The sequence below is a fragment of the Streptomyces sp. JH14 genome (genome assembly GCF_029428675.1).
Taxonomy (GTDB): Bacteria; Actinomycetota; Actinomycetes; order Streptomycetales; family Streptomycetaceae; genus Streptomyces.
Genome location: NZ_JAJNEL010000001.1, coordinates 3,163,244 through 3,176,323, shown reverse-complemented (window position 1 = coordinate 3,176,323; position 13,080 = coordinate 3,163,244). Strand labels below are relative to the sequence as shown.

At 69.7% G+C, this 13,080-nt stretch carries 10 protein-coding genes; 3 read left to right on the top strand and 7 right to left on the bottom strand.

Annotation, left to right across the window (positions count from 1 at the left end):
- Nucleotides 1–77 precede the first annotated feature (77 nt).
- Nucleotides 78–752: a Crp/Fnr family transcriptional regulator gene (locus LRD69_RS14265; RefSeq protein WP_030925113.1), complete on the bottom strand. Its 675-nt coding sequence runs from the start codon at nt 750–752 to the stop codon at nt 78–80.
- 325 nt (nt 753–1,077) lie between these two features.
- Between LRD69_RS14265 and nth the strand changes: the two genes are divergently transcribed.
- From nth to LRD69_RS14250, 3 genes are all read left to right on the top strand, one after another.
- Nucleotides 1,078–1,890 carry an endonuclease III gene (nth, locus tag LRD69_RS14260; protein WP_277326952.1) on the top strand — a complete coding sequence of 271 codons (813 nt, stop codon included), beginning with the start codon at nt 1,078–1,080 and terminating at the stop codon, nt 1,888–1,890.
- Nucleotides 1,891–2,265: 375 nt separating this feature from the next.
- The gene (locus tag LRD69_RS14255; RefSeq protein WP_277329734.1) at nt 2,266–2,907 is read left to right on the top strand and encodes a CoA pyrophosphatase; all 642 of its coding nucleotides are present in this window, start codon (nt 2,266–2,268) and stop codon (nt 2,905–2,907) included.
- A 92-nt stretch (nt 2,908–2,999) separates the two neighbouring features.
- Entirely contained in the window at nt 3,000–4,205 is a 1,206-nt protein-coding gene (locus LRD69_RS14250) for a MarP family serine protease (protein ID WP_277326951.1), read from the top strand.
- A 75-nt stretch (nt 4,206–4,280) separates the two neighbouring features.
- Here the strand turns inward: LRD69_RS14250 and LRD69_RS14245 are convergent, their stop codons facing one another.
- The 6 genes from LRD69_RS14245 to LRD69_RS14220 form a co-directional block, all read right to left on the bottom strand.
- Nucleotides 4,281–4,481 (bottom strand): hypothetical protein, encoded by a 201-nt coding sequence (locus LRD69_RS14245; RefSeq protein WP_277326950.1) that lies wholly within the window; start codon nt 4,479–4,481, stop codon nt 4,281–4,283.
- 174 nt (nt 4,482–4,655) lie between these two features.
- Nucleotides 4,656–5,630, bottom strand: a complete 975-nt coding sequence (locus LRD69_RS14240; RefSeq protein WP_277326949.1) for an alpha/beta hydrolase — start codon at nt 5,628–5,630, stop codon at nt 4,656–4,658.
- Nucleotides 5,627–6,166 carry a phage holin family protein gene (locus LRD69_RS14235; protein ID WP_277326948.1) on the bottom strand — a complete coding sequence of 180 codons (540 nt, stop codon included), beginning with the start codon at nt 6,164–6,166 and terminating at the stop codon, nt 5,627–5,629. Before LRD69_RS14235 ends, LRD69_RS14240 begins: the two co-directional genes overlap by 4 nt.
- A 45-nt stretch (nt 6,167–6,211) precedes the next feature.
- Nucleotides 6,212–7,618 (bottom strand): Na+/H+ antiporter NhaA, encoded by a 1,407-nt coding sequence (gene nhaA / locus LRD69_RS14230; protein ID WP_277326947.1) that lies wholly within the window; start codon nt 7,616–7,618, stop codon nt 6,212–6,214.
- Nucleotides 7,619–7,887: 269 nt separating this feature from the next.
- A complete protein-coding gene (gene acs, locus LRD69_RS14225; protein ID WP_277326946.1) occupies nt 7,888–9,885 on the bottom strand; it encodes an acetate--CoA ligase in 1,998 nt (665 codons plus the stop codon).
- Between the two features lie 113 nt (nt 9,886–9,998).
- Nucleotides 9,999–12,761 (bottom strand): bifunctional SulP family inorganic anion transporter/carbonic anhydrase, encoded by a 2,763-nt coding sequence (locus LRD69_RS14220; RefSeq protein ID WP_277326945.1) that lies wholly within the window; start codon nt 12,759–12,761, stop codon nt 9,999–10,001.
- Nucleotides 12,762–13,080: the final 319 nt, after the last annotated feature.

Sequence of the window (13,080 nt, the reverse complement as noted above, 5' to 3'; positions counted from 1 at the left end):
GTGTACGGGGCGGACATGCGTGGAGGGTCCCGCCATCCGACGGGACCCTCCACGTCGCTACGAGGCGGCGTCCGCGGCTAGCGCGAACGCTTCGCGAGGCGCTCCACGTCCAGCAGGATCACGGCCCGCGCCTCCAGGCGCAGCCAGCCGCGGCCCGCGAAGTCCGCGAGCGCCTTGTTGACCGTCTCGCGGGAGGCGCCGACCAGCTGGGCCAGCTCTTCCTGGGTCAGGTCGTGGACGACGTGGATGCCTTCCTCCGACTGGACGCCGAACCGGCGCGACAGGTCGAGGAGGGCGCGGGCGACACGGCCCGGTACGTCGGAGAAGACCAGGTCGGACATCTGGTCGTTGGTCTTGCGCAGGCGGCGGGCGACGGCACGCAGCAGGGCCGTGGCCACCTCGGGGCGGGCGTTCAGCCAGGGCTGCAGGTCGCCGTGGCCGAGGCCGAGGAGCTTGACCTCGGTGAGCGCGGTCGCGGTGGCGGTGCGCGGGCCCGGGTCGAAGAGCGACAGCTCACCGATCAGCTCACCGGGGCCGAGGACCGCGAGCATGTTCTCGCGTCCGTCGGGGGACGTGCGGTGGAGCTTCACCTTGCCCTCGGTGACCACATACAGGCGGTCGCCCTGGTCGCCCTCGTGGAAGAGCGCGTCGCCGCGTGCGAGGGTCACCTCACTCATCGAGGCGCGGAGCTCCGCGGCCTGTTCGTCATCGAGCGCCGCGAAAAGCGGGGCGCGCCGCAGAACGTCGTCCACGAGTTCTCTCCTTGTCGGCCTGTTCAGGGAACCGTGGTCCCCATCATGCCGGACGGTAAAACAGTGCGATCAATCACAAACCAGTTTGACGCACGGGCGCGGCTCACCGTGCGGCAGGGGGCCGATTGAGGGCGGATCCGCGGTGACCGGGGCGGATGTCAGTGCCTGGCTCTAGGCTGGCCGGGTGTCCAAATCGCCGGTGAGAGCGCAGGCCAAGGGGGCTGATGGGGTGTCGGAAGGCCGTAATTCCGCTGTGGGCGAACAGGGTGCGAATCACCCGGCAGAGGCGACAAAAAGCCCAACGGTGAAGCCGGGGAGGCGGACGGTGTCGGGGAGTGCGAAGAAGCCGGTGAAGGACACGAAGCCCGGAAAGCCGGAATCCCACCTCGCGATGGTCCGCCGCGCCCGCCGGATCAACCGCGAGCTCGCCGAGGTCTACCCGTACGCCCACCCGGAGCTGGACTTCAGGAATCCCTTCGAGCTCCTCGTCGCCACGGTCCTGTCCGCCCAGACCACCGACCTGAGGGTCAACCAGACCACCCCCGCGCTCTTCGCCGCCTACCCGACCCCCGAGGACATGGCGGCGGCCGTCCCGGAGGAGCTGGAGGAGATCATCCGGCCGACCGGCTTCTTCCGCGCCAAGGCCAAGTCGCTGATAGGGCTCTCCGCATCGCTCAGGGACGACTTCGGCGGTGAGGTACCGGGCCGGCTGGCGGACCTGGTCACGCTGCCGGGTGTCGGCCGCAAGACCGCCAATGTCGTCCTCGGCAATGCCTTCGGCGTCCCCGGCATCACGGTCGACACCCACTTCGGGCGGCTGGTCCGCCGCTGGAAATGGACGGACCAGGAGGACCCGGAGAAGGTCGAGGCGGAGATCGCCGCGATCTTCCCCAAGAGCGAGTGGACGATGCTCTCGCACCGCGTCGTCTTCCACGGCCGCCGTATCTGCCACGCTCGCAAGCCCGCGTGCGGTGCCTGTCCGATCGCCCCGCTCTGCCCCTCGTACGGCGAGGGTGAGACCGACCCGGAGAAGGCGCGCAAGCTCCTGAAGTACGAGATGGGCGGGCAGCCCGGCCAGCGGCTCAGCCCGCCGCCGGACTACCCGGGGAAGCCCGCTCCGCCGCTGGGAGCCGGGTGACACGGGCGGCAGCCGACCGACGAGGGCGCCCGCTCAGGAACGAAATGCGCGGCGACAGGCGTTGTGAGACGACGAGGGGTGCCGATGAAGACGCATGAACAGAGCCACGACCACAGTCACGTCCAAGGCCGCCCGGAGGGCCATGCGGAGGGCCGCGCAGAGACCTCCGGGGCACAGGACCAGAGCTCGGCGCAGGGGCACGCAGAGGGCCGCCTGCAGCCTTACGAGCAGGACCGCGAGCAGCGACGCGCAGACGGGTACGCACGGACCCGTGAGCAGGCGTACGAGCGGCGCGACGCCCAGAGGCGCGAACCGGACCGCGCCGGTGCCACGGACGCGGGCCGTGACGAGGCCGTCGCCGTCACGACCGAGGGGCTGCCCGGCTGGCTGGAGCCCGTCGCCCGCGCCGCACGGACCATCGAGCCCCTGCAGCTCAGCCGATTCCTGCCGCCCGAGAGCGGTGCGGGACGGCAGTCCGCGGTCCTCATCCTGTTCGGCGAGGGTGAGCGCGGCCCCGAGCTGCTTCTGATGGAGCGCTCCGGGTCCCTGCGTTCCCACGCGGGGCAGCCCTCGTTCCCCGGCGGCGCACTGGACCCGGAGGACGGCGACCAGGCGACCACGGGGCCGCTCAGGGCCGCTCTGCGGGAGGCCGAGGAGGAGACCGGTCTCGATCCCCGCGGTGTCCAGCTCTTCGGTGTGCTGCCCAGGCTCTACATCCCGGTGAGCAGCTTCGTGGTGACGCCGGTCCTCGGCTGGTGGCGGGCGCCGAGCCCGGTCGGAGTCGTCGATCCGGCGGAGACGGCCCGGGTCTTCACGGTTCCCGTGGCGGATCTCACGGATCCGGCCAATCGGGTGACGACCCGGCATCCCAGCGGTCACCGCGGCCCGGCATTTCTGGTCGAATCCGCCCTGGTCTGGGGTTTCACGGCCGGGGTGATCGACCGCATTCTGCATTTCGCCGGCTGGGAGCGCCCGTGGGACAGGACCAGACAGGTGCCGCTCGACTGGCGCGCATGACAGGCTGACTCCCGTGCTGGGGCCCCCCGGGCCTGCCCGGTCCCAGCCGAACGAAAACGGGTCCGGTGACGAATCTGCGAGGGCAATAGACGGTGAACGTGCTGGACATCCTGCTGCTGGCCGGCGCCGTGTGGTTCGCAGTGATCGGCTACCGCCAGGGCTTCGTCGTCGGCATCCTGTCGGTGATCGGCTTTCTCGGCGGCGGCCTGGTGGCCGTCTATCTGCTCCCGGTCCTGTGGGACCAGCTGACCGACGGCTCCGAGGTCTCCTCGACGGCGGCTGTCGTCGCGGTCGTGATCGTGATCGTGTGCGCGTCGGTCGGCCAGGCCTTCACCACGCACCTCGGCAACAAACTCCGCCGCTACATCACGTGGTCACCCGCCCGCGCCCTCGACGCGACCGGCGGCGCGCTGGTCAACGTGGTCGCGATGCTGCTGGTGGCGTGGCTGATCGGCTCCGCCCTCGCGGGAACGTCACTGCCCACGCTGGGCAAGGAGGTCCGCAGCTCCTCGGTGCTGCTCGGCATCTCCCGGGTGATGCCCGCCCAGGCCTCCACCTGGTTCACGGACTTCTCCTCGGTCCTCGCGCAGAACGGCTTCCCGCAGGTCTTCAGCCCCTTCGCCAACGAGCCGATCACCGAGGTCCAGGCCCCGGACCCGACGTTGGTCAGCAGCCCCGTCGCGGCACGCGCCAAGCAGTCCATCGTCAAGGTCGTCGGTACGGCCCCGAGCTGCGGCAAGGTACTCGAAGGCACCGGCTTCGTCTTCTCCGACCGCCGGGTGATGACCAACGCGCACGTCGTCGGCGGCGTCGACGAGCCGACCGTCCAGATCGGCGGCCAGGGGCGGCTGTACGACGCGAAGGTCGTCCTCTACGACTGGCAGCGCGACATCGCCGTACTCGACGTCCCGGACCTCGACGCGGCGCCGCTGAAGTTCACCGGCACCGACCAAGACGCGCGGACGGGGAACAGCGCCATAGTCGCGGGCTTCCCGGAGAACGGCTCGTACGACGTGCGTGCCGCCCGTGTCCGCGCCCGCATCGACGCCAACGGCCCGGACATCTACCACCGGGACACGGTCCGCCGCGATGTGTACTCGCTCTACACGACCATCCGCCAGGGCAACTCCGGCGGCCCACTGCTCACGCCCGACGGCAAGGTGTACGGGGTCGTGTTCGCCAAGTCGCTGGACGACGCCCGCACGGGTTATGCCCTCACGGCCGACGAGATCCGCCAGGACATCACCGCCGGCCGCGCCGCCAACCAGCAGGTCGACAGCCAGGGGTGCGCGCTGTAGGACGCGGGGGGACGAGAGAGTGCGGGGCAGTTGCCCCGCACGCAGCCCCCGCCGTGTGAGCGGGTGAGGGGCGGGTCATCCGCGGGGATGCCGCAGTCGCGCCGAGACCCAGCGGGCCCGGCGGCGGAGGATGCGGGGAATGCCCAGCCGGGGATCGTGCAGATGTGCACGGTGCACCCGGCCCTGGGGGCCGTCCCCCTCATGAGTGCCCGGATCCGCCGTAGCGGTCGAGCGGCGATTGCGTGCTGCGTCACCGAAGTCGTGCGTCCAGCCCATACCCCGACGTCTGCCCGTGCCTCATGGTCGGTAATCGCCCATGCCTCAGCCAATTGGCCTATGCGCCGGGCAATTGGCTGTTCGTCGGACAACTGTGCGCTTCCAGCCACCGGTTGGTTCCACCGGGTGACCGTTCCGGCCGTCCCGGGAGCCCGTCGCGCGCGGCTGCCCGGGCTACCGGTCCGGTTCGGGATCCTTGAGCCAGTTGATGAGTTCGGTCGAGAACCCGTCCGGATCCTCCTCGTGCGGGAAGTGCCCCAGACCGTCGAAAAGTCGCCAACGGTAGGGCGCTTCGACGTACTCGCCGGACCCGGCCGAACTCCGCGTACGGACGGCCGGATCGAGCGATCCGTGCAGATGCAGCGTGGGCACCCGCACGGGGCGCTTCATCCTCCGGTTGAACTGGATGCCGTCCGGACGTGCCATGGACCGCACCATCCAGCGGTACGGTTCGATCGAGCAGTGGGCCGTCGACGGGATGCACATCGCACGCCGGTAGACGTCCACCACCGCGTCGTCGGGGAACTCCGTCGCGCGTGGTCCCGACCAGTCACGGATCAGCCGGCCCACCAACGCCGCGTCGTCCGCGACGAGCTGACGCTCCGGCACCCATGGCCGCTGGAAGCCCCAGATGTACGAGCCTGCCCGGGACTGCGCGAAGTCGGAGAGCATGGAGGACCGCCAGCGGCGCGGGTGCGGCATCGAGGAGACAGCCAGTCGGCGCACCAGCTTCGGCCGCATCACCGCGGCCGTCCAGGCGAGGTAGCCGCCCATGTCGTGGCCGACCAGAGCCGCGTCCGGCTCACCGAGCGAACGGATCACGCCGGTGATGTCGAGGGCCAGGTTGGCGGGGTCGTAACCCCGCGGCGTGCGGTCGCTGCCGCCCACTCCGCGCAGATCCATCGCGACGGCACGGAATCCGGCGCCGGCGAGCGCGGTCAGCTGATGGCGCCAGGTCCACCAGAACTGCGGGAAGCCGTGGAGCAGCAGCACCAGCGGCCCGTCGCCCAGCTCGGCGATGTGGAAGCGCGCACCGTTGGCCGCCACGTCGCGGTGGGTCCAGGGACCGTCGAGGCGTACGGGTCCGGCCGAGCCGGAACCGGAGCCGGCGCCAGTCGGGCCGAATGCGCTGAAATCGGGGACGGTCATGCGGACGAGCGTGCCACAGCAGATGCCTCGTCCTGGACCGAAGCCTTCGCCACGGCCTTGCCCGACGGCGTGCCGCCCGAGCTGGTGACGGCCGGCAGGCTCGCGCCCGCCGTGACGGCGGGCCGCGGATGCGGCTTGACGCCCTGCAGCACGGCCGCCGTCTGCTTGGCCGACGCGATGGATTTCTCCGGCGGCTTGACCTTCTTGAACTTGGCGACGGCGAACAGGGCGAGCAGCGCTCCCAGCAGGATGAAGGCGGCGCCCACGATCAGGAACGACCAGGCGAGCCCGAGCCCCAGGTTGTGGATTCCGTACGCCGCCGCAAAGCTCAGCACCGGCACCGCGAAGAGGATCAGCACACCCGCGATGATGAACGCCACACTGCCGGTCACACCCCGCTTGACGTCCTGCCGCACCTCGGCCTTGGCCAGGGCGATCTCGTCGTGCACGAGTGCGGACACCTCGGCCGTCGCCGAGGCGACCAGCTGCCCGAGACTGCGGTCGGCGCTGCCCGCGTAGTTGCCGGGGTCGCTCATCCCTGACTCCCTCTTCTGCTCCAGCTCAACACATCTGGTGTCAGATCATGCCGGACTGTCCGGCTTGCTGCTCGCTGCCCCCGCCAGTTCGGCAAGGCGGCGATGCTCCGCGGCCTTCTTCTCGTGGAGCGCAGCCATCCGAAGGTGGTACTCCGGATTCTCCTGTTCGTAGATGTCGGGCACTCCGTCCTGGTCCTCGTCGAGCTCCTCCGCCTCGTACAGCGCCCGGTATCTGCGTACCCGGAGTTTGAGCAGTACACCGGCGATCACGGCCGAAATCAGGGAACCCGTCAGCACCGCGGCCTTGATCTCGTTGGTGAGGCCGGCGTCCCCTTCGAACGCGAGCTCGCCGATGAGCAGGGAGACGGTGAAGCCGATCCCGGCGAGCGAGGCGACCGCGAGGACGTCCGCCCAGGCCAGGTCCTCGTTCAGCTCCGCCCTGGTGAAGCGGGCGGCCAGCCATGTTCCGCCGAAGATGCCCACCGTCTTGCCGACGACGAGCCCCAGCACGACACCGAGCGTCTCGGGGCGGGCGAAGACCCCCGCCAGCGCGTCACCGGAGAGTGAGACCCCGGCCGAGAAGAGCGCGAACAGGGGCACGGCGAGACCGGCCGACAGCGGGCGTATCAGGTGCTCGATGTGCTCGCCGGGGGAGTGCTCCTCGCCCTCGCGCCGGGTGCAGCGCAGCATCAGGCCCATGGCGACACCGGCGATGGTGGCGTGGACGCCGCTGTTGTACATCAGGCCCCAGATGATCAGGGCGAGCGGTACGTAGACGTACCAGCCGCGCACGTTCTTGTGCAGCAGCAGACAGAAGACGGCGAGGCCGACGACGGCGCCGATGAGCGCCAGGAAGTTGATGTCCGCGGTGAAGAAGACGGCGATGATCAGGATTGCGCAGAGGTCGTCGACGACGGCGAGCGTGAGCAGGAAGGCGCGGAGCGCGGACGGCAGCGAGGTGCCGATGACCGCGAGGACGGCCAGTGCGAAGGCGATGTCGGTCGCGGTGGGGACTGCCCAGCCGCCTGTGTCACCGCCGCCGAACACGTTCACCAGTGTGTAGACGACGGCCGGCACAGCCATTCCGCACAGGGCGGCGACGACCGGGAGGGCGGCTGCCTTGCGGTCACGGAGGTCCCCCGCGACCAGTTCCCGTTTGAGTTCGACGCCCGCGACGAAGAAGAAGACCGCGAGCAGCCCGTCGGCCGCCCAGTGCTCCACGGAGAGGTTCAGCCCCAGGGAGTGCGGCCCGAGGTGGAAGTCGCTGATGGTCCGGTAACCGGAGCTGAAGGTGTTTGCCCAGACCAGTGAGGCGATGGCGGCGACCAGCAGGATGACTCCGCCGACGGTCTCGGTGCGAAGGGCGTCCGCGAGGTAGTTCCGCTCGGGAAGGGAGAGGCGCCCGAGAAAGGTCCGGCGGGGGGAGCGGGGTGCGGGGGTGGGCGCGGCCACGGGTCAAGACCTCCGGGTCGGTACGGCAGCAATGGCATGGCTGATGCACTTGCCGACCAGACTTCCCGGCACACCCTGTGGAAATTTCTTGATGTGTTGTTGATGCAGCTGCCACTGTACCTGGGGCGTGCGGGGCCGTATCCAGTGTTTTTCACCCTAAATGCCCGAGGGGCACCCGGCGCGTTTCCGGATGCCCCTCGGGGTCGTACCGCTCGATCCCGCTGTTCCCCCCGCAGGACGATGTTTCGCCCCGCGGGGGACGCTGCGTCTCAGTCCTCGGAGGACGACGACGGCAGCTGTGTCTGGATGAGGTCCATCACCGAGGAGTCGGTGAGCGTGGTGACATCGCCCAGCTCGCGGTTCTCCGCGACATCGCGCAGCAGTCGCCGCATGATCTTGCCGGATCGGGTCTTCGGCAGCTCGGCGACCGGCAGGATCCGCTTCGGCTTGGCGATCGGGCCGAGCGTGGCACCGACGTGGTTGCGCAGATCGGCGACGAGGCTGTCGGAGGCGGACGCCGTGCCACGCAGTATCACGAACGCGACGATGGCCTGGCCGGTCGTCTCGTCGGCCGCACCGACCACGGCGGCCTCGGCGACGGACGGGTGCGACACGAGCGCCGACTCGACCTCGGTGGTCGAGATGTTGTGCCCGGACACGAGCATCACGTCGTCGACGCGGCCGAGCAGCCAGATGTCGCCGTCCTCGTCCTTCTTGGCGCCGTCGCCCGCGAAGTACTTGCCCTCGAAGCGCGACCAGTAGGTGTCGATGAAGCGCTGGTCGTCGCCCCAGATGGTGCGGAGCATCGACGGCCACGGCTCGGTGAGGACGAGGTAGCCGCCCCCGCCGTTCGGAACCTCGTTGGCCTCGTCGTCGACGATGGTGGCGGCGATACCGGGCAGCGCCCGCTGCGCCGAACCCGGCTTGGTCTCCGTGACACCGGGAAGCGGCGAGATCATCATCGCGCCGGTCTCGGTCTGCCACCAGGTGTCCACGATCGGGCACTTGTCGGCGCCGATGTGCTTGCGGTACCAGATCCACGCCTCGGGGTTGATCGGCTCACCGACCGAGCCGAGGATCCGCAGCGACGACAGGTCGAACTTGGCGGGGATGTCGTCTCCCCACTTCATGAACGTACGGATCGCGGTCGGTGCGGTGTAGAGGATCGTCACGCCGTACTTCTGGACGATCTCCCAGAAGCGTCCCTGGTGGGGGGTGTCGGGCGTGCCCTCGTACATCACCTGCGTCGCGCCGTTGGCCAGCGGTCCGTACACGATGTACGAGTGGCCGGTCACCCAGCCGATGTCGGCGGTGCACCAGTAGACGTCGGTCTCCGGCTTGAGGTCGAAGACCGCGTGGTGCGTGTACGCAGCCTGCGTGAGGTACCCGCCGGACGTGTGCAGGATGCCCTTCGGCTTACCCGTCGTGCCCGACGTGTAGAGGATGAAGAGCGGCTGCTCGGCGTCGAACGCCTCCGGGGCGTGCTCGGTGGACTGGCGGCCGGTGATCTCGTGCCACCAGACGTCGCGGCCCTCGGTCCACGGGGTGTCCTGGCCGGTGCGCCGCACCACGAGGACGTGCTCGACGGCGTCGATGCGGGAGACGGCGTCGTCCACGGCGGGCTTCAGCGCGGACGGCTTGCCGCGGCGGTAGCCACCGTCGGCCGTGATGACGACCTTGGCGTCCGCGTCCTGGATACGGGCGGCGATGGCGTCCGCGGAGAAGCCGCCGAAGACCACCGAGTGCGCGGCGCCGATGCGGGCGCAGGCCAGCATCGCGACGGCGGCCTCGGGGATCATCGGCAGATAGACGGCGACCCGGTCGCCCTTGCCGACGCCGAGTTCGGTGAGGGCGTTGGCTGCGCGGGAGACCTCGTCCTTCAGCTCCGCGTAGGTGATCGCACGGCTGTCGCCCGGCTCGCCCTCGAAGTGGATGGCCACCCGGTCGCCGTGGCCCGCCTCGACGTGGCGGTCCACGCAGTTGTACGCGACGTTCAACTTGCCGTCGGCGAACCACTTCGCGAAGGGCGGGTTGCTCCAGTCGAGCGTCTCGGTCGGCTCCGTGGCCCAGGTCAGGCGCCGGGCCTGCTCGGCCCAGAAGCCCAGCCGGTCCGCCTCTGCCTGCGCGTACGCCTCGGCTGTGACGTTGGCGTCGGCGGCCAGATCGGCGGGGGGTGCGAACCGACGATCTTCCCGAAGCAGATTGGCCAAGCTCTCGTTGCTCACGACATCTCCCATTCCCAGGGTGTCCGTTGTGTCCCAGGGCATAGCTCATCAGGCCAGGGGCCGGGTGACAAGTGTCTGCCGGGAATTGGTTTAGACCTGTGCTTTCGTGTATGAGGAATGACCACAAGGTCTCACGGACCCGAGGCGCATGTGGTTCAGGCGCTCGTGCGTTCCAACCCGTCGGAACCGGACGGGCCGACCGGATCGGTGCTGTCCCCGGGGGCGACGGGGGCGCCGAGCCCGTCGTGACCCGTGGGATCGGCGATGGTGTCGTACGAGCCGGCGTGGCTGTACGGGTCACCGGGGCCCACCCGGTCGAAGACCTCGTCCATCCCCGTACCGGCGCTCGCGTCGTCGGTCAGCAGGTACGCCTGTGCCTCACCGACATGGAAGTACATCCCGTGCAACTGGAGTGTGCCTTCCGCGAGTCGCCGCGCCACCGACTCATGGGCCCGCAGATGGTCCAGCTGCTGGACCACATTGGTGAGGCAGAGCTGCTCCACCGCATCGGCTGGGAGCCGTCCGGAGATCCGTGCCCACGCCTGATGCCGGGACGCCATCCGCTCCAGACTCGGCAGACCGTGCCGCAGCCAGCGCCACAGGGACGTCTGCGGGGTGCCCGGCTTCGCGCCCGTCAGCGCCTGCATCGCGCCGCAGCCGGAGTGGCCGCAGACGGTGATGGATTCGACCTTCAGTACATCCACCGCGTACTCGATCGCGGCGCCCACCGAGTCGTCACCGGCCTCCGCCCCCGGCGGGGGGACCAGGTTGCCCACGTTCCGCACGGTGAACAGGTCACCCGGGCCACTGGCCGTGATCATGCTGGTGACCAGACGGGAGTCCGCGCAGGTGATGAAGAGCTGAGAGGGGCGCTGCCCCTCGCGGGCCAGCCGGGCCAGCTCGCCGCGCACCAGCGGAGCCGTATTGCGCTGGAACGAACTCAGCCCGCTGACCAGCCGGTGCGTCCCGCTCAGGCGGGGAGCGGCGGCTCTCCCGAAGGGGTCTTCGGTCCGGTCGGCGTGGCCGGTGGGGGTGATGGCGTCGGTGGCACGGGGCACCGGAGTGACGTAGGCGTGGGAATCGGCGACCACCGAGCCCGTGCCGGGGCCGTCGGCCAGGTGCTTCCCGGGGTCGAAGGCGGCCTTGGTGGCGGCGCTCCGGCGGGCGCCGGCCGTAGTGCCGGCGGCGCGCTGCCCGGGCCGGTCGTGGCAGTGGTGGTTGCGCCATGGCGTCCAGGGGCGGCAGCAGGAGTGGGCCGCCGAGGCGGGTTCGGCGATCCGGCCGCCGGATCGACCGGTGAAGACGATCCGGGCGCCTTGGGCGGTCTGGGCGTTGCTCCAGTCCTGGATCGTCTCGTACGCCGCATGGTCCATGAAGAAGCCGTCCAACTCGACCACCGCGTCCCCGCCCTGCGGCAGCTGGCTGAGGGCCCGGCTGAGCCGTGGCACTGCCAGGAACGTCAACTGTCCGCGCACGATCACCAGATGCTGACCGTTCTGATCGGTCACCGTGATCCTGGTACGGGCCAGCCGGTGGAGCGCGACGGCCACGGCCACGGCGATCCCGATGGCCACGCCCTTCAGCACGCCGAAGAGCACCACGCCGGTGATCGTCGCCGCGTATGCCGGGAATTCGCGGTGCCTGTGGACGTTGCGGATGTGGGCGAAACTCACCATCTGGAATCCGACCATCATCACCAGGGCGGCGAGCGCCGCCAGCGGGATCCACTCCAGGACCGTGACCAGCAGCCCGGCGGCCAGAAGCACCCAGACGCCGTGCAGCACGGTGGCCGCGCGGCCGGTGGCCCCGGCCCGTACATTCGCCGAACTCCGCACCGCGCCTCCTGACACCGGCAAGCCGCCGAGCAGCCCGGACAGCACATTGGCGATGCCTTGACCGCGCAACTCCCGATCCAGGTCGGAGCGCTGGACCGGCGGGGCGGTGGCGGTACCCATGGCAGGTGGAGCTGTGGTGGCAAGCGGGCTCTCGGGGGCGCTGGGGACCGAGTCGGTGGTTCGCGCGCCGGTGCGGTCGGCGGTCAGCTTGTCCACGGCCACCGCGGCGAGCAGCGACTCGAGACTGGCCACCAGCAGCACCGTGAGCACAGCGGTAACCAGGGCCGTCACGGGCCCCTGCGGCAGTTCGGGCAGGGCATGCGAACGCCAGGAGGGCAGATCGACCCGGGCGATCCCGGGCGCCGCGACCGCGGCCACCGCCGTCGCGAGCACCACGGAGACGAGGGCCGCCGGAATCCGCCGTAGCCGTTTCCCGATCCGTCCGGGGAGCCGCGGCCACACCACCAGTACGGCGATGGTCAGCGCACCGATCATGGACGCCGCGGGGCTCAGCCGTCCCAATCGGTCCGGCAACGACAGGACGTTGGCGACGGCCGAACTCTGTGGTGAGCCGCCGAGCACGATGTGCAGTTGGGCGAGTGCGATGGCCACGCCGATGCCGGCAAGAGTGCCGTGCACGATGGCGGGGCTGACGGCGAGAGCGCTGCGCGCCGCTCGCAATGAGCCCAGCAGGATCTGCAGAAGCCCGGCGCCGATAGTGATCGCGCAGGTGGTGCGCCAGCCGTAGATCTGGATCAACTCGGCTGTGACCACCGTCAGTCCGGCGGAAGGACCGCTGACCTGGAGGGGCGTGCCGCCGATCAGCCCGGCGACGATGCCGCCGACCGCGGCGGAGATGAGTCCGGCCTCCAGCGGGGCGTCCATGGCGACGGCCAGGCCGAGCGACATGGGAACGGCGATGAGAAAGACAGTGATCGATGCGGACAGATCGGCGCCCGTGACGCGGAATCGTCCGCGGGGGTGCGGTGGTGGCGGGCTGTGAGGCCGCTTGATTCCCGAGGCGCGGGAAGGCAGCGAACTGTGGGATGTGCGGTCATGACGAGTGGGGACGCAGGCAGACATGTTTCCCGTCTCCTCCGGGGCAGCGCGGTCGCGGAATGTGGGGGACGCGGCCGTGGGTCACGGCGTGCAGCGGCGGGATTTCTCAACGCTCAGTAAATGAATCGTAATGGAGAGTAAAGATTTGTGTCCATGATTCAGGTCAAATGGTCCACTCGATCACCCATTAAAGTGAATAAGGTGCTTTGCGTATGAGTTGTCGTCCCGATTCCGTCGAGGGCGCACGCGATCTTGGCCGCGCTGTGTCGGTATTTTCCGTGCAAAATGCCTGAAAAGGCAGATAGCGGGCGGATGGTGGCTGCCACGAAGAGGGTCGCCCTGG